22 protein-coding genes are annotated in these 21,122 nt (G+C 72.3%); 14 read left to right on the top strand and 8 right to left on the bottom strand.

The genetic code is table 11. The annotated features are described in order from the left end of the window. Window positions 1–6: 6 nt before the first annotated feature. The 3 genes from B1759_RS06320 (at window position 7) to B1759_RS06310 (ending at window position 3,527) form a co-directional block, all read left to right on the top strand. Window positions 7–1,197, top strand: coding sequence for an MraY family glycosyltransferase (locus B1759_RS06320; RefSeq protein ID WP_095514173.1), 1,191 nt, complete (start codon window positions 7–9; stop codon window positions 1,195–1,197). 196 nt (window positions 1,198–1,393) lie between these two features. Continuing rightward, window positions 1,394–2,566: a thiolase family protein gene (locus tag B1759_RS06315; protein WP_095514172.1), complete on the top strand. Its 1,173-nt coding sequence runs from the start codon at window positions 1,394–1,396 to the stop codon at window positions 2,564–2,566. Between the two features lie 109 nt (window positions 2,567–2,675). Beyond that, entirely contained in the window at window positions 2,676–3,527 is an 852-nt protein-coding gene (locus tag B1759_RS06310; protein ID WP_095514171.1) for a 3-hydroxybutyryl-CoA dehydrogenase, read from the top strand. Between the two features lie 44 nt (window positions 3,528–3,571). Here the strand turns inward: B1759_RS06310 and B1759_RS06305 are convergent, their stop codons facing one another. Both B1759_RS06305 and B1759_RS06300 read right to left on the bottom strand, forming a co-directional pair. Beyond that, window positions 3,572–4,168: a hypothetical protein gene (locus B1759_RS06305; protein ID WP_095514170.1), complete on the bottom strand. Its 597-nt coding sequence runs from the start codon at window positions 4,166–4,168 to the stop codon at window positions 3,572–3,574. Between the two features lie 275 nt (window positions 4,169–4,443). Beyond that, complete coding sequence (locus B1759_RS06300; protein ID WP_095514169.1) at window positions 4,444–4,953, bottom strand: hypothetical protein; 510 nt, start codon at window positions 4,951–4,953, stop codon at window positions 4,444–4,446. Window positions 4,954–5,273: 320 nt separating this feature from the next. On the opposite strand from B1759_RS06300, the gene B1759_RS06295 reads away from it, so the two are divergent. Next, window positions 5,274–6,053 carry an SDR family NAD(P)-dependent oxidoreductase gene (locus B1759_RS06295; protein ID WP_198948771.1) on the top strand — a complete coding sequence of 260 codons (780 nt, stop codon included), beginning with the start codon at window positions 5,274–5,276 and terminating at the stop codon, window positions 6,051–6,053. A 109-nt stretch (window positions 6,054–6,162) separates the two neighbouring features. On the opposite strand, the gene B1759_RS06290 is transcribed toward B1759_RS06295, so the two are convergent. Further along, entirely contained in the window at window positions 6,163–6,603 is a 441-nt protein-coding gene (locus tag B1759_RS06290; protein WP_095514167.1) for a hypothetical protein, read from the bottom strand. Window positions 6,604–6,831: 228 nt separating this feature from the next. Here B1759_RS06290 and B1759_RS06285 point away from each other — a divergent pair, with 228 nt between their 5' ends. Both B1759_RS06285 and B1759_RS06280 read left to right on the top strand, forming a co-directional pair. Next, complete coding sequence (locus B1759_RS06285) at window positions 6,832–7,860, top strand: hypothetical protein (RefSeq protein WP_095514166.1); 1,029 nt, start codon at window positions 6,832–6,834, stop codon at window positions 7,858–7,860. Between the two features lie 37 nt (window positions 7,861–7,897). Continuing rightward, entirely contained in the window at window positions 7,898–8,530 is a 633-nt protein-coding gene (locus B1759_RS06280) for a CoA pyrophosphatase (protein WP_095514165.1), read from the top strand. Here B1759_RS06280 and B1759_RS06275 read toward each other — a convergent pair. From B1759_RS06275 to B1759_RS06265, 3 genes are all read right to left on the bottom strand, one after another. Next, entirely contained in the window at window positions 8,527–8,973 is a 447-nt protein-coding gene (locus B1759_RS06275; protein WP_095514164.1) for a hypothetical protein, read from the bottom strand. The two genes, B1759_RS06280 and B1759_RS06275, sit on opposite strands and share 4 nt — an antisense overlap. 65 nt (window positions 8,974–9,038) lie before the next feature. Further along, entirely contained in the window at window positions 9,039–9,830 is a 792-nt protein-coding gene (locus B1759_RS06270; protein ID WP_158225148.1) for an MBL fold metallo-hydrolase, read from the bottom strand. 90 nt (window positions 9,831–9,920) lie between these two features. Then, complete coding sequence (locus tag B1759_RS06265) at window positions 9,921–10,829, bottom strand: PhoH family protein (protein ID WP_095515072.1); 909 nt, start codon at window positions 10,827–10,829, stop codon at window positions 9,921–9,923. 241 nt (window positions 10,830–11,070) lie between these two features. On the opposite strand from B1759_RS06265, the gene dapF reads away from it, so the two are divergent. Both dapF and B1759_RS06255 read left to right on the top strand, forming a co-directional pair. Further along, window positions 11,071–11,934, top strand: coding sequence for a diaminopimelate epimerase (gene dapF, locus B1759_RS06260; RefSeq protein WP_095514162.1), 864 nt, complete (start codon window positions 11,071–11,073; stop codon window positions 11,932–11,934). A gap of 64 nt (window positions 11,935–11,998) precedes the next feature. Beyond that, complete coding sequence (locus tag B1759_RS06255) at window positions 11,999–12,640, top strand: hypothetical protein (RefSeq protein ID WP_095514161.1); 642 nt, start codon at window positions 11,999–12,001, stop codon at window positions 12,638–12,640. Between the two features lie 21 nt (window positions 12,641–12,661). Here the strand turns inward: B1759_RS06255 and ubiE are convergent, their stop codons facing one another. Next, window positions 12,662–13,390, bottom strand: a complete 729-nt coding sequence (gene ubiE / locus B1759_RS06250) for a bifunctional demethylmenaquinone methyltransferase/2-methoxy-6-polyprenyl-1,4-benzoquinol methylase UbiE (protein ID WP_198948769.1) — start codon at window positions 13,388–13,390, stop codon at window positions 12,662–12,664. A gap of 149 nt (window positions 13,391–13,539) precedes the next feature. Between ubiE and B1759_RS06245 the strand changes: the two genes are divergently transcribed. The 5 genes from B1759_RS06245 to B1759_RS06225 all read left to right on the top strand — a co-directional run bounded on the left by B1759_RS06245 (window position 13,540) and on the right by B1759_RS06225 (window position 20,091). Continuing rightward, a complete protein-coding gene (locus B1759_RS06245) occupies window positions 13,540–14,913 on the top strand; it encodes an isochorismate synthase MenF (RefSeq protein ID WP_095514160.1) in 1,374 nt (457 codons plus the stop codon). A gap of 4 nt (window positions 14,914–14,917) precedes the next feature. Next, window positions 14,918–16,459, top strand: a complete 1,542-nt coding sequence (locus B1759_RS06240) for an NAD(P)/FAD-dependent oxidoreductase (RefSeq protein WP_095514159.1) — start codon at window positions 14,918–14,920, stop codon at window positions 16,457–16,459. Beyond that, window positions 16,456–17,268, top strand: a complete 813-nt coding sequence (locus tag B1759_RS06235; RefSeq protein ID WP_095514158.1) for a fatty acid desaturase — start codon at window positions 16,456–16,458, stop codon at window positions 17,266–17,268. The genes B1759_RS06240 and B1759_RS06235 overlap by 4 nt, the downstream gene beginning before the upstream one ends. Window positions 17,269–17,322: 54 nt before the next feature. Continuing rightward, window positions 17,323–19,092: a 2-succinyl-5-enolpyruvyl-6-hydroxy-3-cyclohexene-1-carboxylic-acid synthase gene (menD, locus tag B1759_RS06230; protein WP_095514157.1), complete on the top strand. Its 1,770-nt coding sequence runs from the start codon at window positions 17,323–17,325 to the stop codon at window positions 19,090–19,092. 258 nt (window positions 19,093–19,350) lie between these two features. Then, window positions 19,351–20,091 carry an alpha/beta fold hydrolase gene (locus tag B1759_RS06225; RefSeq protein WP_158225147.1) on the top strand — a complete coding sequence of 247 codons (741 nt, stop codon included), beginning with the start codon at window positions 19,351–19,353 and terminating at the stop codon, window positions 20,089–20,091. On the opposite strand, the gene B1759_RS06220 is transcribed toward B1759_RS06225, so the two are convergent. Then, entirely contained in the window at window positions 20,088–20,390 is a 303-nt protein-coding gene (locus B1759_RS06220) for a helix-turn-helix transcriptional regulator (RefSeq protein WP_095514155.1), read from the bottom strand. The genes B1759_RS06225 and B1759_RS06220 overlap by 4 nt on opposite strands. A gap of 159 nt (window positions 20,391–20,549) precedes the next feature. Here B1759_RS06220 and B1759_RS06215 point away from each other — a divergent pair, with 159 nt between their 5' ends. After that, window positions 20,550–21,122: a YeeE/YedE family protein gene (locus B1759_RS06215; RefSeq protein ID WP_095514154.1), complete on the top strand. Its 573-nt coding sequence runs from the start codon at window positions 20,550–20,552 to the stop codon at window positions 21,120–21,122.

Below are 21,122 nucleotides of genomic sequence, written 5' to 3'. Positions count from 1 at the left end.
TTTTTCATGCCTGTGATTGCCTTGGCTGCCGGGTTCCTCGTGAGCCTGCTCGCTGCGCTGCTGTTCGTACCAGCAGTCCGGCGGATCGCTGAACGTGTGGGGTGGATCGATGCCCCCGATGGAGACCGAAAAGTACACGACCGCGCCGTCCCCAACGTTGGCGGGATCGCCATCGTCGCCGCCGCCTGCGTCGGGATCGCGGTGATGACGCTCGCGCGTCTCGAACTGCCGCGCTCCATCTCGGGCATCCTGACCGTGCCGGACAAACTCGTCGTCCTCGGCGCCCTCGTGATCGCGCTGGTCGGGTTCTGGGACGACCTCAAGGAGATCTCCCACCGGACCAAGTTCGCGGCCCAGCTCATCGTGACCGCGCTGGCCTTCCTGGGCGGCGCCCGCGTGATGGTGTTCGACGGCCCGCTCGGCGACGGGGCCCTCGCGCTGGCCGTCTCGGCCGTGCTGACGGTCGTCTGGATGGTGGGCATGATGAACGCCGTCAACCTGATCGACGGGATGGACGGCCTCGCGGCAGGCGTCGTGACGGTGGCGTTCCTGGGGCTGGCGGGCGTCCACGCGCTCGGCGGCGACCTCGGGGCGCTGGTGCTGGTGGCCGCCGTCTGCGGCGCGCTGATCGGCTTCCTGCGGTACAACTTCGCGCCCGCCTCCATCTTCATGGGCGACAGCGGGAGCCTGTTCCTGGGCTACGTCCTCGCCGCGTACGCGCTCCGGGGGACCTCCCACCCGCACCCGGTGCTGGCGCTCGTGATCCCGGCCGTGGTGATGGGCATCCCGGTGCTCGACACGGGCGTGTCCATCCTGCGCCGGAAGATGACGGGCAAGCCGCTCTTCTTCCCGGACCGCGACCACATCCACCACCGGCTCCAGGCGCAGATGTCGACCCGCCGGGCGGCGGTGACGCTGTACCTCTTCGGCGCCTTCCTGGCCCTGGGCGCGCTGGCGATGACGCAGATGGACTGGAAGGGCGCCTCGCTGACGTTCCTGGGTGGCACCGCGGTGGTGTACGCCTTTCTCTGCTACGTCCACTACCTGCCGACCCCGTCCGGGATCGCGCAGTTTCTGGGGCGCCGTCGGCGGCTGCAGCGCCTCATGGACGACCGCAGCGAGCTTCGCAACGAGGCCCCGCGCGCCGGGCGGATCGCGCACGAGCGCTTCGAGCCTGTAGCGGGTCCCGAGCGGTAGGCCACGACGCGGACGTAGGGGCAGGCGCTCGGCTGTCCCCACCTACCCCGCCTCGGTGCCGAGGCGGGCCGGAGCGCCCCCGTCGCGGTGTGGCCTGCCAACTCCGTGCTCTCCTTTTCACCGCCGGTCAACGCCGTAGCGAGTGGGGTCGGATAGCTTGGTCGGAATCGCTTCCAGACCCTCGCTCCCTCCGCCCATGGCCTCCGTCATCCTCTCCGCCGCCCGCACCCCCGTCGGGTCCTTCGGCGGCGCGCTCTCGACCGTCCCCGCGCCTTCGCTCGGCGCCACTGCCATCACCGGCGCCCTCGACCGCGCAGGCGTGGCGACAGATCAGGTGGACGAGGTGATCCTGGGCAACGTGGTCACGGCGGGGGAGGGACAGGCCCCGGCCCGTCAGGCGGCCCTCGGCGCCGGGCTCCCCCAGAGCGTGGCCTGCATGACCATCAACAAGGTCTGCGGCAGTGGCATGAAGGCGGTGATGCTGGCCGACCAGGCGATCCGCGCGGGCGACGCTGAGGTGGTCGTGGCCGGTGGCATGGAGAACATGTCGATGGCGCCGTTCTACCTCCCGAAGGCGCGCTACGGCTACGGCTACGGCAACGGCGAACTGGTGGACGGCCTCTTCCACGACGGCCTCCGCGACGCCTACGACGGTGTGGCGATGGGCGTCGCGGCGGACCAGTGCGGCGTGACGTGCAACGTCCCGCGCGAGCGGCAGGACGCGTTCTCGATCGAGAGCTACACGCGCGCCCAGGCATCGGTCGAGAACGGGGCCTTCGCCCAGGAGATCGTGCCGGTCACCATCTCGGGCCGCAAGGGCGACACGGTGGTCGACACCGACGAGGAGCCCGCCAAGACCAACTTCGACAAGATCCCCCAGCTCCGGGCCGTCTTCACCAAGGACGGCACGGTGACGGCGGCCAACGCGAGCACGATCAACGACGGCGCCGCCGCGCTGGTGGTGGCCTCGGAGGAGTGGGCGGAGGCGAATGGCAAGACGCCGATGGCGCGCATCGTGGCGTCGGCGCAGCACAGCCAGGCGCCGATGGAGTTCACGACGGCGCCCATCGAGGCGGTCAACAAGGTGCTCGGGAAGGCGAACCTTACCCTCGACGACATCGACCTGTTCGAGGTCAACGAGGCGTTCGCGGTCGTCGCGCTGGCGGCGCAGGACGCGCTCGGCATCCCGTCCGAGAAGCTCAACGTGCGCGGCGGCTCGGTCGCCGTCGGCCACCCCATCGGCGCCTCCGGCGCCCGCATCTTGACGACGCTCCTGCACGCGATGGTGGAGCGCGGCGCCCGCTACGGGCTCGCGGCCATCTGCATCGGCGGCGGCGAGGCGACTGCGATCGTGTTGGAGAGGAACTGAGGGAAGGGGAGGCATGGCGGGAACGGCTGATCCTCTCCGTGCCTTCCGCCCCGTTCGTGAGCCGACTGCTCATCCCTCCAGCCCTCATTCCTCTTTCATCCCTCTCGCAATGAACGTCACCGTCATCGGCGCCGGCACCATGGGCAACGGCATCGCCCACGTGTTCGCCCAGTCCGGCCACGCCGTCACCCTCGTCGACCTCGACCAGTCCCGCCTCGACGCCGCGCTCGGCACCATCGACAAGAACCTCGGCCGGCAGGTCGCCAAGGAGCGGATCACCGCCGACGACCAGGCGGCCACGCTCGGCCGCATCGCCACCCAGACCGATCTCGCCCGAGGCGTCGCCCAAGCGGACTTGGTGGTGGAGGCGGCCACGGAGGACGCCACGCTCAAGGCCAAGATCTTCGAGCAGATCGACGACCACGCGCCGGACAGCGCCATCCTGGCGTCCAACACGTCGTCCATCTCGATCACCCAGATCGCCGGGGCGACCGAGCGCCCGGAGCAGGTCATCGGGATGCACTTCTTCAACCCGGTCCCGGTGATGAAGCTCGTCGAGGTCGTCCGCGGGCTGGCGACGAGCGACGCGACCTACGAGACCGTCCGCGAGCTGTCGGAGGGGTTGGGCAAGGTGCCCGTCGAGGTCAACGACGCGGCCGGGTTCGTCTCGAACCGCGTGCTGATGCCGATGATCAACGAGGCCATCTTCTGCGTCCACGAGGGCGTGGCGACCCCGGAGGCCGTCGACACGGTGATGAAGCTGGGCATGGCGCACCCGATGGGCCCGCTCACCCTCGCCGACTTCATCGGCCTGGACGTGTGCCTCGCCATCATGGAGGTGCTCCACCGCGAGTTGGGCGAGGACAAGTACCGTCCGTGCCCGCTGCTCCGCAAGATGGTCGCCGCCGGTCGCCTGGGTCGGAAGTCCGGCCAGGGGTTCTACGACTACGCGGCGGGCTGACCCGCTTCGCGGTGCGGGCCCACCCTCGGGCCCGCACCGTGAGGTTAGATCTTGAACGAGACCTGCTGCTGACCGGGACGCTCTCCCTCCCACGGATCGGGGTCGGAGCACTCGCAGGTCCACGGGTTGATGATCTCCATGCACATGTTGGTGCAGCCGCCGCCGTCATCGCCGTCGTCGTCGTCGTCACCGCCTCCATCATCCCCGTCGCCGGTGCCAGGGTCTTCCTTGTCGTCGCCGGTGTCCTCGTCGTCGTCGCCGTAGGTGGAGGGCGACTGCCAGACGTGGCTGCCACCGGTGTTGGTGCGCACGCCGAAGGCTCGGATCGCTGCGAAGGGAGGGAGCTGGGCCTCGATCTGGTAAACGCCGTCTCGCGCCGCGCCTGCGCGGAACACTTGCCAGCCGGACTGGCGGCCCGTGTAAAAGGCGATCTGGACGATCTCGCCACGCCACGCCGGCCGCGTGCGTGTCTCGGGCCGGATTCGAACGATGGCGCGGCGGAGGTCTCCACGCCCCTCGGCGTAGGTGATCTCGACGGTGTGGGTGGCGGAGCGCGGGGCGTCCGGGGTGGGCGTTGCAGCGACGAGGCCCGCGAGGGCGACCAGGCTGGCGACCACGAGCGTGGCCGGACGGTACATCATGGGTCAGGGGGGATGTCGTGCCCCTCCCTTCGTGAGGCCCGCGTGCGCAGGGTCACGCAGGCGGGGAGCCGGAGAGGCTGCCGTTCTCTTCGTCCGCCACGACCCTGACTGTCTCCCTCACCGATGTCTCCGGCGTGGCGTTCGCCTACCCAGGCGGCCCGGTGACTCTCAGCGGCCTGCCCCAGGGCAGGCACGAAATGGACGCAGCCTTCCAAACGCACGGCGCCCGGCCGACAACTCGACCGGGCGCTTGTAAGCAGAGGGGGGACTCTGGCCTACGGGTGGTGCCAGGACTGCTGGAAGCTGGCAGAGCTGCTTGCGTAGCGCGCCGGGGAGTACGACACCGCCCCGTTGGGACAGGTCCGCTTCACCCGCAGGTAGCCCCCGTTGGATGGGTACGGAGACCCATACTGCGTGACGGTCTTGACGTAGTAGATCGGGTTGGTGGGGTGGAGCGTGTTGAACTCGCCCCAGAGGGTTGTGTACGACCCCGATCCGTAGGCATCGTGCTGGAGCCGATAGGAGTTGCCGGCGCTCTTGTCGAGGGTGCGGTTGTCGAGGTAGGCGTTGAGCGCCTTGTTGCTGCCGACGTACGACCAGTCGTGGTAGGGGCGCGGCGGCGCCGGACACGAAGCCGGGGGCTCCTCGCAACCGAATGGACCGCAGTCTTCAGCGTTGGCCGTGACAGGGGCGTCCGAGGTGGACGACAGTCCGGGCGAGTCGATGACTGAATCACAGCCGACGAGTCCGAGGATAAGTGCGAGAGAGAAGAGAAGACGTCTCATGAGAGGGGTGGAGAGGAGGTGGTCTGGGGTGATCCCTGAGGGTGTGTAGGGGTGTTTGGTGTCGTTGTAAAGGAGGGGGTGACGGTTAGATGATATCTGCGGGTAAGGGTCTCGATATAGTCCGCGGATACCGATGTCGAGGAAGGCATGCACTGGAGGTCCCGGTCGGAATGGACATGGCTCAGTGCGCCATAGCGCTTCCTGGCAACCGAGGGCAGGTCTCCCGGGGACAGGCGCGTCTCTCCCACTGTCGGGACGGGGCCACGGGATCGAAGAACGCGGGGCGACGGTACATGCGGCCCCTCTCCGGTACTCTGCTCGTGTCTCTGACCGTCTTTATCACCGGCGCCTCGACGGGCATCGGCGCCGCGTGTGCCCGCGCCTTCGCCGCCCAGGGCGACCGCGTGATCCTCGCCGCTCGCTCCGCCGACGCCCTCCGCATCCTCACCGACGACCTGAACGGATCGCTCGGGGCGGGCACGGCCCTCGCCGTCCCACTCGACGTCACCGACGCGCAGGCCCACCTCGCCGCACTCGCCGACCTGCCCGCCGACTGGGCCGAGGTGGACGTGGCCGTCCTCAACGCAGGGCTTTCGAAGGGCCTCGACCCGGTCTGGAAGGCCTCCGTCGAAGACGTGGACCTGCAGGTGGACGTCAACGTGAAGGGCGTCGTGAACGGATTCCGGGCGGTCGTGCCGGGGATGCTGGCGCGAGGGCGCGGGCACGTCATCACGCTCGGCTCCACGGCCGCGCACACCGTCTATCCCGGCGGCGTGGTGTACTGCGCCACGAAGGCCGCCGTGCTGGCACTCACCAACGGCCTCAAGGTCGACCTCCACGGGACGCCCGTCCGCGCCACGACGGTGTCGCCCGGCATCGTCGAGACGGACTTCTCGCTCGTCCGATTCGACGGTGATCAGGAACGGGCCGACGCCGTCTACGCCGACACGAACGCGCTCACGGCCGAGGACGTGGCTGACGCGGTCGTCTACTGCGCCCATGCACCGGAGCATGTCAACGTCCAGGAGCTGCTGCTGACGCCGCGCGTCCAGTCGGGCTACACGATGATCGCGCGCGGGGAGGCGGCGGAGGGGCTCTAGGTCGCGCCGCCTCGGGCGACATCAAGGGCGCGCCGCCCCTCGGGTCTGGACCGAGAGGCGACGCGTCAGGAAAGGCCGAAGGCCGCGTCAGGGACGTGGCCGCCGTGGTTCAGGCGCCACCACCCGGGCCCGACGAGTCGTAGGCGACGTTCGTCTTCGTGCCCACGGGCGAGATGTTGACGTGGCCCTCGCAGATCGAGTAGGCCCCGAACGTCCGGAAGGAGCGGGTCCCGGTGCCGGTCCAGGCCTTGAACGACGTCGTCCAACTCGCCGACGTGCCCGAGACGGACTTGAAGCTCTGGTCGAACAGGGAGCCCGTGCTGGCCCCGTCCGAGAAGACCTGCAGCGACGCGATGCTGGGACCGGTGGCCGTCACGACGATGTAGCCGCTGCCGTTGACGCTGGTGGTGACGGTCGGGGCCGTCGTGCAGCCGCTCGGGTTGGCGGAGGCCATCACGGCGACGTCGGCAGAATCGGGAGCCGAGTCGCAGGCGCCGAGAGAGAGGAAGCACGCCGCAGCGGCCAGAAGGGAGAGAGGGAGACGAGTCATGAGGCGTGGAAGAAGTGAGCCGCCAACATGGCCAGACATCATGCGCGGCGAAAGAGAGTCGTTCATCCTTCGAAGGGATGCTGGGTACTCCGTCGACTGGTTCATTCCTCCCCCCCGAGCCGCCGGCACGACGCAGCACGGAGGGGCCTCCGATGGTGCAGACGCTCGGTGACCCCCGCGCGGCGATCGCTGCGAAGGGAATGACGACCTCCCTTCCCACCGTCCGCCATGCGCTCCCTGCTCCGCCTCGCTCTTCTCACCGTCGTCCTCGTCGCCTCCGCGCCTGAGGCCGACGCGCAACTGGGCGGCCTCGTCGATCGCGCCCGCCGCGCCGTGACCGGACAGGGAGGCGAGTCCGCCCCTCGTCCGTCGGACGGTCCCGCGCCTGCCTTCGACTTCGGTACGCTCCTCGACACCCAGTTTTGGCCTGAGCAGGGGTCCTTCCACTTCGGCTCCCCCGCGGACTACTTCCTGCTTTTCCCGCCTTCGGACTACGACCAGTACGAGACAGATGGGCGCTATGTCGTTCGGAACGAGGCCGGCCGGGTCGTCGGGACCTCAGAGATGCGCGGGGCCGGGCCGACCGGGACGCCCAACATCGTGGAGGTCGACACCCAGAGCCCGCCGTTTTCCTTCGAGGGGGCCGGTGCGTACACGCTGGATGTGGAGTTTGAGGGCCAGACCATCGCCCGGTTGCCCTTCACCGCGACCGTCGACGGCGGCGACGACCCGTTCGACACGCGGACGGCGATGCGGCTCGACGGACCCTGGCGGACCCATGCCTACTTCCAGCATGAGATCGAGCGGCCCGAGTACATCATGACCTTTAACGCCTGGATGCGCCGAGACGAGCCGGGCGGGGACGAGGGCACCGTGGTGTCGATCCGTCGCGATGGTCAGGAGGTCGCCTACGGGACCGGCTACCCGAACGGGTCAGGCCAGAGCTGGGTGCGGGTCGAGTATCGCCTGCGCTCGGCGGAAGGCCGCGATGGCACATTCCGGGGCATCCGGGTCAACACGCCGAACTGGACGGCACAGGATGTCACGCCGGGTGCTTATGAGATCGTCATCCTGACCGAGGGGGACGGGGTGGTCCGCACCTTTACGGCGCAGGGAGCCGAGAACGGGTTCGTGCCCCACGACCGGAGCGACGTCGCCATCGAGTCGCGGCCGCTTTTCCTGACGCCCCGGCGCATGACGGGCCAGAACCTCCGCACGGCCACGCAGCTGTACTGGATCGCGCCCGAGACGCTGTAGCGGGGGAGCCCCGACCGGGCGGGCGCGTTCCGGCGGCATGCCTCACCTCGACGCGCTCGTCGCCACCCTCACCGACCGCCTTCGCCACCCGCTGCCCGGCCACGCGGCGCACGCCGAGATGGCGCCGTTCCCGGCGCGGGCGACCGAGGAGACCCTGTCTATCGAGCGCAACGAGGGGCGCCCGGCGGCCACCCTCATCCTCCTCTATCCCGACACGGACGCCGAGGCCCACTTCGTGCTGACGGTCCGCCATGCCGGCCTCCGCGACCACGCCGGGCAGGTGTCGCTGCCGGGGGGGCGGCTGGAGGCGGAGGAGAGCCCCGAGGAGGCCGCCCGCCGGGAAGCGTTCGAGGAAGTCGGCGTCGCGCCCGAGGCGGTCTCGCTCATCGGAAGACTGACACCGATCTACATCCCCCCGTCGCGGTTCTCGGTCTGGCCCATCGTCGCCAGCACGCCCGAGCGGCCGCCGTTCGTGGCGCAGGAGACGGAAGTGGCGGCGGTCCTCGACGTGCCCGTGGCCGACGTGCTGGACCCCGCCCGGCGCGGGCGCTCCATGCGCGAGGCGCCGCTCGGTCGCTTCGACGTGCCGTACTTCGACCTCGCCGGACGCGAGGTCTGGGGCGCGACTGCTATGATGCTGGCCGAGTTCGCTGCCCTCGCCCGCAGCTAGAGCGGCGCGGGCACCTCCACCGGGGCCACGGTGATCGAAGCGCTCACGGTCGCTTCCTCCCCCGACGAACTGGTGGAGGCCGTCTCCGTGGCCGACCGCACCTCCACGTCGGTGTCCACGCGCGTCGCGGTGATGCTGGCGGTGAGGCTGCCCGCGTTGACGATGCCCGTCCCCGAAAGCGAGAAGGTGCCCGACGTGCCCGGCGGCAGGAGCACCTCCTGGGTGTAGGTCTGCTGGCGGCTGAAGTCGGTCACGTCCGTCACGGTGTCGCCTTCTTCGTCGGTGTAGGTGATGCCGACGCTGAAGGAGCTGCCGACGAGCGTCAGCCGGTAGGTGACCAGCACGCCGACGTACTCGGGGTCCGGGTCGGGCTGACCTCCGGTCGGGGTGGAGTCGCAGCCAGCGACAGCGAGAAGGAGGGCGGCGACGAGGAGCGTGCGCATGGTGAGGCCGAAGGAGAGGCGGAAAGGTAGGGACCCCGTTCGTCGACGGAGAGGCCCTTCGGCGTCTACAACGCGACGGGCTCCACCTCGCGTACCCCGCGCCCGTTGACGGCGACGAACGCGGCGGGCTGGGCAGTCGAGTGGTAGAACAGCAGCAAGTGGCCCGCCTCGGCGGCCTCGGCCACGAGGCGGTCGCGCCAGGCCTGCGACGCCGCGCCGTCGATGTCGTACTTGGCCTGGTAGCGTCGCGTGACCGCACCCGGCGTGCCCAGCACGTCCCCCGCGAAGACGGCCTGGAGGTCGCCCGAGTGGATCCGCAGGAGCTGGTGCGCTCCCGTGTGGCCGCCCGTCACCTCCAGCCCGACCCGCCCCACCTCGGTGTCGCCGTCGACCAGCACCAGCTGGCCCTCGCGGTCCAGCGTCTCGGCCACGAGGTCGCGTGCCCGCGCCGACTCGCCCGCGTAGCCGTCCGCCGTCAGCTCGGCGCGCTGGACGACGTAATCGGCCGCGGGGAAGGTCGGCTGCCAGGCGTCCGGCCCGACGGGCGTGATCGCGCCGCCGGAGTGGTCGAAGTGCAGGTGCGACAGGAGCACCCGGTCGACGCCCTCCGGCGCGACGCCGAGGCGGGCGAGGCCCTCCAGCAGGAACTCCGTCCCGCGCCCCTCCGCCCACGACCCGAGCCCGGTGTCGATCAGGAGCGTCGCCTCGGGCGTGCGTACGAGAAACGGGGTCACGGAGATGAACAGCGTCCCCGGCCGCGCCGGGTCGCCCTCGGCGTGCGGCACGAAACGCTTGTCCAGCCCGACCGTGAAGCGCCCTTCGGGCAGCGCGTGGATGTCGAGGTCGCCGTAGGTCAACGGGTCAGGGGTGAGGAGTGGAGAGTGAAGGACCTGGAGGGGGGCGAAGGTCCCGCGACACCGAGCCCAGCCCCCGTACCCCGTCACTCTTCACTCGTCCCCGGCCCGCTCGTAGGCCGCGATGATGTCCTTGACCAGCTTGTGGCGCACCACGTCTTCCTTGCCGAAGTCGATGAACGAGATGCCGTCGACGCCGTCGAGGATCTCTCGCGCGCGGACGAGGCCGGACTGCGTCCGCGACGGCAGGTCGGTCTGTGACGCGTCGCCGGTGACGATGGCGCGAGAGCCCGCGCCGAGGCGCGTCAGGAACATCTTCATCTGGCCCGTGGTGGCGTTCTGGGCCTCGTCGAGGATGACGAACGACGTGTTGAGCGTCCGCCCGCGCATGTAGGCCAGCGGCACGATCTCGATGATGTTGCGCTCGAGGTAGCTGGGCAGCTTGTCGCGCTCGATCATGTCGTCGAGCGCGTCGTAGAGCGGGCGCAGGTACGGGTCCACCTTGTCGCGGAGGCCGCCGGGCAGGAAGCCGAGGCTCTCGCCCGCCTCGACGGCAGGCCGGGCCAGGACGATCTTCTTGACCTGCCGGCTCTTGAGCGCGCTCACGGCCAGCGCGACGGCCGTGTAAGTCTTGCCCGTGCCCGCCGGGCCGACCGCGAACACGATGTCGGACTGGCGCGCGGCCTCCACGAGGCGGGCTTGGCCGGGCGTCTTGGCCTGGATGGTGCCGCCGAAGGGGGTGAACAGGATCGCGTCCTGCCCGCCCGAGCGCTGGAGGCCCGTCCCCACCCGCGCGAGGTCGAGCACCGTGTCGACGTCGTTCTCGGTCAGGTTGCCATTCCGGTTCAGGATCACGATCAGCTCGCCGATCACGCGCTCGATGCGGGCGATCTGGTCGGCCGGGCCGCGGAGCTTGAGCTGGTCGCCGCGGGCGACGATGCGGGTGTCCGTGAACGCCGACTCGATGCGGCGCAGGTAGACGTCGTTGAAGCCGAACAGCATGAGCGGCTCGGCACCGCTGACGGTCAGGGTGTGGTCGATGGGGGCGGAGATCTCAGCCAAGCGGTCGGAGGGCGTGGAGGAGCGCAAGCTACCCGGCGTCCGGGCAGCGTCATGTCATGGGCGGCTACGCGCTGCCGCGATCCGGGGTCCGACGGGGGAGAGAGCCCGTGTGCGAAGTTCAGGGCGAGGGCTCCATCCTCCGCCTGTGCCCCCATCTTTCAGCGGTCTGACTTCCGACCCCATGCTCGACCGCCCCGCCCTCGTGGTCCCGTTCACCAAGATGAACGGCGCCGGCAACGACTTCCTCGTCCTCGACAACCGCTTCCTCCGGTTCACGGTCGGCGAGCTGGAGACGCTCGCGCGCACCTTCTGCCCCCGCCGCACCGGCATCGGGGCGGACGGACTGCTGGCACTCGACGAGCCCGACGCCGACGGTGCGGCCTTCCGCATGCGCTACCGCAACGCCGACGGTTCGCTCGGCACGATGTGCGGCAACGGCGCCCGCTGCCTCGCCCGCTTCGCCGCCCGGGCCGGCCTCGGCACCGAGGCCGACGGGGTCGTGGACCTCGTGTTCGACACCGACGGCGGACGGTACCGCGCCCGTGTCGAGGGCCGCGCCGGGTCCGGGCCGGTCGAACTGGACGTGCCGCCGCCACGCGACTTCGGCCCCGCCGACACCCGAGGTGGGGAGGCCGTCCTCCGCATCTGGACCGGCACCGAGCACGCCGTCGTGTTCGCCGCCGACGTGGACGCGGCCGACGTGGCGGGCGTCGGACCGCGCCTCCGTCACGACCCGGCGTTCGCCCCCACCGGCACCAACGTCGACTTCGTCGAGGTCGTCGGGCCTGACCGCGTTCGCGTGCGGACGTTCGAGAAGGGCGTCGAGGCGGAGACGCTGGCGTGCGGCACGGGCGCGGTCGCGTCGGCGCTGGTCGCCCACCTCGACGGCCGGCTGGGCGAGGGCAGCGAGCGGTCGGTGGCCGTCGAGATGCCCGGCGGGACGCTGACGGTCGGCTTCCGCGCCGAGGGCGAGGCCGTGGCCGGGCTGACGCTCGCCGGCCCCGCCGAGACGGTCTACGAGGGCACGCTCGAATGGCGGGGGTGACGCGACAGGGGATTGGCGCGGCGGAGTCGTCGTGTTTTCTTCCCCTCACTCGGCCTCCGTCCTCATGCGTCTTCTCGTCCTGCTCCTCGCCGCCGTCGCCCTACCCGCCGCCGCCCAGGTGGTGCCGGACGAGCTCCCGGACCCCACCGAGCCGTTCGCCGACCGCGCGAACCGCGAGTTGATTGAGCGGCACCGGCCCTTCTTGTCGGGTCTGTTCGCGTCCAGCACGGTCGCCGTCGGCCCCGAGGTGGGGGCACCGGAGTTGATCGGCGCGGTCGGCGCCGAGGGCGGCTACCGCTTCGAGAGCGGCCATGCCCTCGCCCTGTCGACGAGCGTCCGCGGACCGCTGGAGCGCAACCCGCTGACCGGCGACCGGGGCGAGGGGCTGACGGCCACGGTGGGGGGGGAGATGATCCTGTCGCTCGGCCGCGGCGCAGCCCGGCGGTCGATCCTGCGCGGCGCCGAGGTGGGCGTCGGGCTCGGCGTGGACCTGTTCGAGGATGCCTCCGGAACGGGCAGCACGGCCGCCATCCCGTCGGTATCGCTGAGCCCCCGCATCGCGATCCCCGTCACCCCGACGCTGGCCGTGCCCGTCGGCCTCCGCGTCACCCAGGAGGTCGGGGCGGACGCGCGGCCCGCGTTCGTCGGCCTCAGCCTGGGCGTCCGGCGGATCTGGGCCGACGCCGCGCGCATGGTGCTGGAGTAGGCGGCGCAGGGAACGCTCGCCCTACGCCAGGCCGCGGTAGAGACTCGCGACGCCGAACGTCTGCGGCTGGTCGATGCAGTCGGTGAAGCCCGCCGCGCGCATCTCGCGCAGGAACGCCTCCCCGTAGGGAAACTCGCGGGCCGACTCCGGGAGGTACTCGTAGGCCTCCGCGTTGCCGCTGATCGCCTTGCCCACTTTCGGCATGATGTGGCGCGCGTAGACCTGGTAGCCCTGCTTGAACGGAAAGGCCGTCGGCTGGCTGGTCTCCAGAATCACGAGCGGCGCGCCCGGCCGGAGGACGCGCCGGATGCCGACCAGCCCCGCCTGGAGATCCTCGAAGTTGCGGACGCCGAACGCCACGAAGGCGCCGTCGAATGCACCGTCCTCGAACGGCAGGTCGGCGGCGTCGCCCTGGACGAGCGTCACGCGGCCGTCCAGTCCCTGTTTGCGGACCTTCACGCGCCCGCCCTCCAGCATCCCGTCCGAGATGTCGACCCCGACCACCTCGTCGGGGGCGAGGGAGAGGGCCTCGATGGCGAGGTCGCCGGTCCCGGTCGCCACGTCGAGCAGGCGCTCCGGGCGACCCGCGATGGCGTCCGACAGGAGCGCCACGGCGCGCTTGCGCCAGCGGATGTCGATGCCGAACGAGAGGACGCGGTTGAGCGCGTCGTAGCGGGGGGCAATGGCGTCGAACATGGCCTCGACGTGCTGGCGCTTGCCGGGAGCCTGGCCGATGGGCGGTTTGGTCACGAGATCGAGAGTCGGGGAGGGCGTACGGTACCCCGCCGGGCCCGCCGGGGTGCCCGGAGTTGGTGAAGGGGCCAAGCTTTCACTATTTTCTGAAACCAACCGGGCGGGGACCCTGTACCGCCTTCCTCTAGCGTCGTCCCCCACCGCTCGTGGCCCTCACTCCGCTCGCCCCGGCCGCCTCGGCCCCCGCCCTCCTCGGCCAGGAGCTCGACCGGGCGGTCCGCCGCTGGCGGGGGGACCGTGTCCTCCGCGTGGCCACGCCCGTCGAGCCGGTGGATCCGCTCCTCTGGGCCGCCGCTCAGACCGCCTCCCCGACCCACTACTGGCGCGGCCGGTCGGAGGCCGAGGCCTGGGCGGGCGTCGGCGTCGCCACGGGGCTGGACGGGCCATCGCTGGACGACCTCGCCCGCCTCGGCGACGTGATGGCGTCGCTCCCCCCGGACGCGCGCCTCGCGACCACGGCCCGCTTCGACAGCGCGGCCGAGGTAGGGGAGGAGTGGACCGCGTTCGGCGCCGTCCGCCTGGTGCTGCCGCGCGTCGAGCTTCGGTCGGACGGGAAGGCCGCGACGCTGGCCGTCCACCTGATGCCCGGCGAGTCGCCGCGCGTGGCGCGCGAGGCGCTGGCGGCCATTCGCCCTGCCCGTGCCGACGTCTCGGGCGCGCTGCCGCTGCCCTACATGCGCCGCGATGACCCCGCTCGCGCCGAGTGGGATCGGATGCTGCGGTGGGCCCTCGGCGCCTTCGCGACCGGCGACCTCGGCAAGGTGGTGCTGGCCCGGCGGGCGCGCTTCCTGTTCGAGGAGCCCGTCGACGCGGTCGCGCTGCTGCGTCGGCTGGAGGCGGCGACGCCGCGCTGCTACCACGCGCTGGTGGCGCCGGGCGCCGGGCCGTCGTTCCTGACCGCGACCCCCGAACGCCTCCTCCGCCTCGACGGACGGACGCTCCAGACCGAGGCTGTCGCGGGCACGCGACCGCGCTCCGAGACCGACGCCGCCGACGACCGCCTCCGCGCCGAACTCCTCGACAGCGAGAAAGACCGCCGCGAGCACGCCTTCGTCCGCGACGCCATCGTGGGGGCGCTCGCGCCGCTCTCCAGCCGCGTCGAGGCCGACGGCGAGGCCGCCGCGCTGACGCTCGCGCGAGGCCGCCACCTCCGTACCGGCATCCAGGCGACGCTCGCCGAGGGCGTCGGCGTGGCCGAGGTGCTGCGCGCGCTCCATCCGACACCCGCCGTCGGGGGGACGCCCACGGCCGCCGCGCTGGACGCCATCGACCGCCAGGAGCCGTTCGACCGCGGCCTCTACGCCGGGCCCATCGGCTGGATCGGCCGCGCCGCCGACGGCACCGAGGCGGCCGACCTCGCCGTCGGCATCCGCTCCGGGCTCGTCGACGGCCGCTCGCTGTCGCTCTACTCCGGCGCGGGCATCGTCGCGGGGTCCGACCCGGCCTCCGAGTGGGCCGAGATCGAACTCAAGATCGGCGACTTCGCGCGCGTCCTCGGCCTGACCCCGGTACCCGACTGATCCGATGACGCCGCGCCTCGCTTCGCCTCCGGCAGGTCGCCCGCCTCGGGCCGCGCGGGGTGGGGCGGCCGATGTGATCGTCGTCGGCGCGGGCATCTCGGGGATGGCGACCGCCGCCCGCCTCCGCGCGCGGGGCGTGGATGTGCTGGTGCTGGAAGCGCATGGCCAGGTTGGAGGATGTGCGGGCTTCTACCGGCGGCGCGGCTTCACCTTCGACGTGGGCGCGACGACGCTCGTCGACTTCGAGCCGGGCGGCGTCGGCGGGCGGTTCTACGACGCCATCGGCATGGCCGCTCCACCGGGCGAACGCCTGCCGGGGTACGTCGCGTGGCTGCCCGACCGCACGGTCACCCTCCACCGCGACCCGGCCCGGTGGCACGCCGAGCGGCTGCGGGCCTTCGGCGACACGTCCGCGCACATCCGGTTCTGGGCGCTCCTGGACCGACTCGCGGACGTGTTCTGGGCGGCGTCCCGGGAGGGCGTCCGGCTTCCTCTGCGGTCCCTCGCCGACGTGCGGCGGGCGCTCGGCGTGCTGGCCGTCCGCGACTGGCCGCTCGCGCGGACGCTGGGGTGGACGATGGCCGACGCGCTCCGCCGGTCCGGCCTCGCCGACGACCGCCCGCTGCGGATGCTGCTCGGCATGCTGTTGCAGGACACCGTCCACGGGACGGTGGAGGAGGCGCCGCTCGTCAACGGCGCGCTCGGCGTCACGATCCGCGGCGCCGGGCTGACGCGAGCGACCGGTGGGATGCGTGGGTTCTGGGACGCGCTCGTGGCCCACTACCGCGCCGCAGGCGGGCGCCTCCGCGTGGGGACCGCCGTCGAGCGCATCGAGCGGACCGCGAGCGGCTACGCCGTCCACACCCGCCGCGGCGTGTTCCGGTCGGCCCAGGTGGTCTGCACGCTGCCCGCGCCCGACGCCGCCCGCATCGCCCCGCCGTCCGTCGGCGACGCGCTGCGGCCGTTCCTCTGGCGCGATGCGTCCGCCTACGGGGGGGCGCTGGTGCTGTGCCTCGGCGTCCCCGAGGACGAGGTCGCCGGGCAGGCGTTCACCCACCATCAGGTGCTGGAGCGCTACGACCGGCCGCTGGGCGACGGCAACAACCTGTTCGTCTCCGTCTCCGCGCCCGGCGACACGGCCAGCGCGCCTGCCGGATCGCGCGCCGTGATGGTCTCGACCCACTGCGACCTGGCCGACTGGGAGCGGCTTTCCGACGCCGAGTACGTCGTCCGCCGGCGGGAGGCGACGGCGCGGCTGCTCGCGGTCGCGCGGCGCGTCTATCCCCGCCTCGGCGAGCGTGCCGAGGTGGCCGAGCTGGGCACGCCGCGGACGTACGAGCGCTTCACGCGGCGGTCTCGGGGCGCCGTCGGCGGCGTCCGCCAGACGCTCGCCAACACGAACCAGCACGCAATCCCCCACGACCTCGGCGTCCCCGGCTTCTGGCTCGCGGGCGACACCACGTGGCCCGGCCTGGGCACCGTCGCCGGGGTCCTCGCCAGCGAGCACGTCGCCGACGACGTGACTCGGTTCGCCCGAGCCCGATGAGCGCCCGCCACTACGTCCCCGACGACCTGCCGACGCTGGAGGCGCTGGGCTACGACCTCCTGACCACCACGACCGCGCAGCGGGTCCGGAGCCTCGTCCGCCCCTTCGCGTGGGCCCTGGCGTACGCCGTGTTCGCCGGTCTGGGGTGGTGGATCCCGGCCGTCCTCTCCATCGCCGGCCTGTTCCTCGGCGTCGTCGCCACGACGCACGACCTCGTCCACCGCACGCTGGGCCTGCCGCGATGGCTGAGCGAGGTCGCGATGGCGCTGGTCGGGATGCTGGTCCTCGAAAGCGCCCACGCCTACCGCGCGACGCACCTCCAGCACCACCGCACGTTCCCCGACGACGACGACCCCGAAGGCGACCCCGCGCACGGCTCATGGTGGCGCGCGCTCCTCGCCGGCCCGACGTTCCTCTACCGGCTCTGGGGCTGGGCGTGGCGGCGCGTCCCCGAGGAGCGGGGCTGGCTGCTCCTCGAAGCGGGCTGGTTCCTCGGCGTCGTGGCGCTGGCGGTGGCGCTCTGGCCCGCCGTCCCCGCGCTGGGCGTCTACGTGGCGCTGGTGATCGTGGGGAGCTGGACGTACCCGCTGACGACCGTCTACCTTCCCCACGACGCGACGGCTGCGGACGCCCTCCGGCAGACGAAGACGCTTCGGGGCCGCTTCGCGCCCCGCCTGCTGCTGGAGCTGTCGTACCACCTGGAGCACCACCTCTACCCGGCCGTGCCGTCCCACCACTACGCCGAGCTGTCGCGGCGGCTGGAGCCGTACCTGGAGGCGCATGGCGTGGAGCCGGTCCGTTTCTGGTAGCGTGGGCTCCGCGCCGCTCCCCCTGCGTACCGTCCCGGACTCCTCCCTCCGCCCGTGCCGCCCCACCTCGACCGCCCCAATCTCAACCACCTCTGGGCCGCGCTGCTCGTCGAGGAGGTGGTCCGCCAGGGGACGACCTTCTTCGCGGTCTGCCCGGGCAGCCGGAGCACGCCGCTGGCCGTCGCGGCGGCGCTGAACCCCCGCGCCGAGGTGCTCGTGCATTGGGACGAACGCGCCGCCGCGTTCGCCGCCCTGGGGTGGGGGAAGGCCACGGGCCGCCCGGCGGCCGTCATCACGACCAGCGGGACGGCCGTCGCCAACCTGCTGCCCGCCGCCGTCGAGGCCCGGCAGGCAGGCGTGCCGCTGCTGCTGCTCACCGCCGACCGGCCGCCGGAGCTGCGAGAGACCGGCGCCAACCAGGCCGTCCGCCAGCCCGGCCTGTTTTCGACCGTCGCCCGCTGGGAGGCCGATCTCGGGACGCCCTCGGCCGACGTGGACCCGGCGTTCGTGCTGACGACCGTCGCCGAGGCCGTGGCGCGGGCACTGGACGGCGGGCCGGTGCACCTCAACGGCCCGTTCCGCGAGCCCCTCGCCCCGACGCCCGACGGCGTCGACACGAGCGCCCTCCTCGCCCGCCTCGGCGACTGGGAGGAGGGCCGCGATCCCTACACACGCCGCCTCCATCCCGCGAGCCGCCCCGAGGTGGGCGACCTCGCGCACCGCCTCGACACGGTCGCGCGCGGTCTCGTCGTCCTCGGGCCGCTCGACGTGACCGACACCGACACGGCGCCCGCCGCCGCCGAGATCGCCGAGCGCCTCGGGTGGCCGCTCGTGGCGGATCTGCTCTCGGGCGCCCGTCTCGGCCGCGACGGCACCGCGGCCGACCTCGCGCTCCTCAGCGACCGCCTGCGCGCCGAGCCGCCCGAGGCCGTCCTTCAGTTCGGCGGGCGGCCGACCTCCAAGCGCCTCGCCCGCTGGATCGCCGACGCCCGGCCCGCGCTGTACGTCCACGTCCACCCGCGCGCCGAGCGGATCGACCCGGACCACCGTGTGACGCACCGCCTCGTGGCGCCCACCGGTCCGGTGGCCCTCGCCCTGGCGGACGCGCTGCACGCGCAGGTCGACCGAGGGCCGTCGCCGGAGGCGTGGCGGGCGCGATGGGCGGCGGCCTGCGGCGCGGCGCGGGCGGCAGCGAACGCGGCCCTCGACGATTCCGGGTTGTCCGAGCCCCAGGTCGCGCGCACGCTGGCGCGGTCGCTGCCCAAGGGTGCCGGGCTCGTGGTCGCGGCGTCCATGCCTGTCCGCGACCTCGACGCGTTCGCCGAGGCGGACGGGCGCGGGGTGACCGTGGCCGCCAACCGCGGCGCGAGCGGCATCGACGGGACGGTCGCCACGGCGGCGGGGTTCGCCCGCGGGCGCGGCCTGCCGACGGCGCTCCTGATCGGTGACCTGGCGCTGCTCCACGACCAGACCAGCCTCGCGCTCCTCCGCGACGGGCCGCCGGTCGTGGTCGTCGCGATCAACAACGACGGGGGCGGCATCTTCCACCAGTTGCCGGTCGCCCGGCCGGGCGCGCTCGATGCCGACACCTTCGAGCGCCTCTTCGGGACGCCCCACGGCCTCGGGTTCGCCGACGCCGCCCGGCAGGTCAGCCTCGCCTACCACCAGCCGACAACGCTCCCGGCCTTCGAGACCGCCCTCGCCGAGGCCGTCGCCTCGGGCCGCTCAGCGCTGATCGAGGTGCGGACGGACCGGGTCGAGCAGGCGACGCTCCGCCGGGACCTTGCCCGCGCGGTCGCCGAGGCGGTCGACGACGCCGTCTGACGCGAGTGCCTGAACGCAGACAGCCTGCACACCTGGCTCGCGCCTGCATCGGCCGCTCGTCGGTGCGGACGTTCGAACCCCGGCCCGGACGATGAAACCAGTGGATCCCAGCTCCGAGGCAGGACGCCCGAGAGGCCCCAGGGCGTAGTATGGAGAGACGGCTGCCGAGAGGTAGAACGGCTACCGGCCGCTCCGGCTCGACTCGCACTCGAACGCGCTGGGGGCTCGATGCCGACATCGCCGCCCCGCCGTTTCTGGATGTCCTCGCCCCTCCTTCTGCTCCACGGGTTCCTCGGACGCGGCGCCGACTGGGATGTCGTCCGGGCGCACCTGCCGCCCCACTGGGCCGTGGACGCGCCCGACCTGCCGGGACACGGAACGGCGGTCGGTCTCGGTGAGGACGCCTACTCGATGGACGGCGCCGCGGCGCGGCTCCGCGCCCGCCTCGGCGAACCCGCGGACGTGGTAGGCTACTCGATGGGGGGGCGGCTGGCGCTGCACCTGGCCGTGACCCACCCCGAGGCAGTCCGACGGCTGGTGCTGGTCTCGGCCTCGCCAGGCCTCCGCACCGAGGCCGAGCGGGAGGCGCGCCGTGCGCTCGACGCGGCTCGCGCCGCCGACCTCGCCGCCGACCCGGCGGGCTTCCTCGATCGCTGGTACCGGATGCCGCTGTTCGACCTGCCCGACTCGCTCCGTCAGCGGCTCACGGCCGACCGGATCGCGCATGTCGATCCTGCCGAGGCCGGTCGCTCGCTGGCCGGGATGGGAACGGGCGCGCAGCCGAGCCACTGGGACGCACTCCACTCCCTGGCCGCGCCGACCTGGGCCGTGGTCGGGGAACGGGATGCCAAGTTCGTCGGGCTCGCGCGCGCGATGGCCGAGGCGGGGGCCGTCCGGGAGGTCGTCCTGCCGGACGTGGCGCACGGGCTCCTCGCCGAGCGACCGGAGGCCCTGGCAGCGGTTCTGCGGCAGGGGCTGGGCGGAGACGGCTCGGGCTAGGAGCGGTCGCGCAGGGCCCCACACACGAGCAGGCACAGCCCCGGGATGCTCGCGTCCGTCACCCGGTAGAAGGCATGCATCCCCTCGCGCCGGCACCCCACGAGGCCGCCGTCGGCCAGCTTGCGGAGGTGCTTCGAGGTGTTCTGGTGGCTCTGGCCGGTCGCGGTGGCGAGGTCCTGAACGGCCGCCTCGCCGCACTCCAGGAGCACGTTGAGCAGGTGCAAGCGGACCGGGTCGCCGAGCAGTCGGAACCGCTCGGCCGCGTCCGCGAGAAGGTCAGGGGGTACAGGGGCGTCCATGCACGCAGTATACCTCGCTGGGGCGTACGCCTGTCCGGTTGTGTGGGGTGGTCCGTCTTGGATGCTTCAGATCTCGATTCACACGCCCTTTGTCGATGTCAGTCGGAACCGGGCAACTGCCGGGTTGTATCGTGGTCATCGAAACACGTCATGACAACCATGCCTCCTGTCCAAGATCCCTGGCCCTGGTACGTGGCCGGCCCGCTCATCGGGCTGCTCGTCCCCGCCCTGCTCGTCTTCGGCGGCAAGGTGTTCGGCCTCTCGGCCAACCTCCGCCACGCCTGCGCTGCGCTCCCGGTGCCGGCCTCGTCGAAGCCGCGCTTCTTTCAGTATGACTGGCGCTCGGCGGGCACCTGGAATCTCGTCTTCGCCGCGGGGATCGCCGTCGGCGGGCTGATCGGGATCCGGGTTCTCTCGGACCCGTCGGCGCCGATGGCGCTCTCCGCCTCGACCGTGGCCGCGCTGGCCGACCTCGGCGTGACGGACGTGTCGGGCTTCGTCCCGACCCAACTCATCTCGTGGGCCGCGCTGGCGACCCCCATCGGCGCGCTGATGGTGATCGGCGGCGGCTTCCTGGTCGGGTTCGGCGCACGCTGGGCGGGCGGCTGCACGTCCGGCCACGCCATCTCCGGTCTCGCCGACTTGCAGGTCCCCTCGCTCGTCGCCGTCGTCGGCTTCTTCGTCGGGGGGCTCCTCGTGACCCACCTCCTCCTCCCGCTCCTCCTCGCCTGA

Origin of the sequence: Rubrivirga sp. SAORIC476 (genome assembly GCF_002283555.1) — a bacterium.
Taxonomy (GTDB): Bacteria; Bacteroidota; Rhodothermia; order Rhodothermales; family Rubricoccaceae; genus Rubrivirga.
Note: the sequence above shows the minus strand (reverse complement) of the source record. Positions and strands in the feature narration are given on the sequence as shown.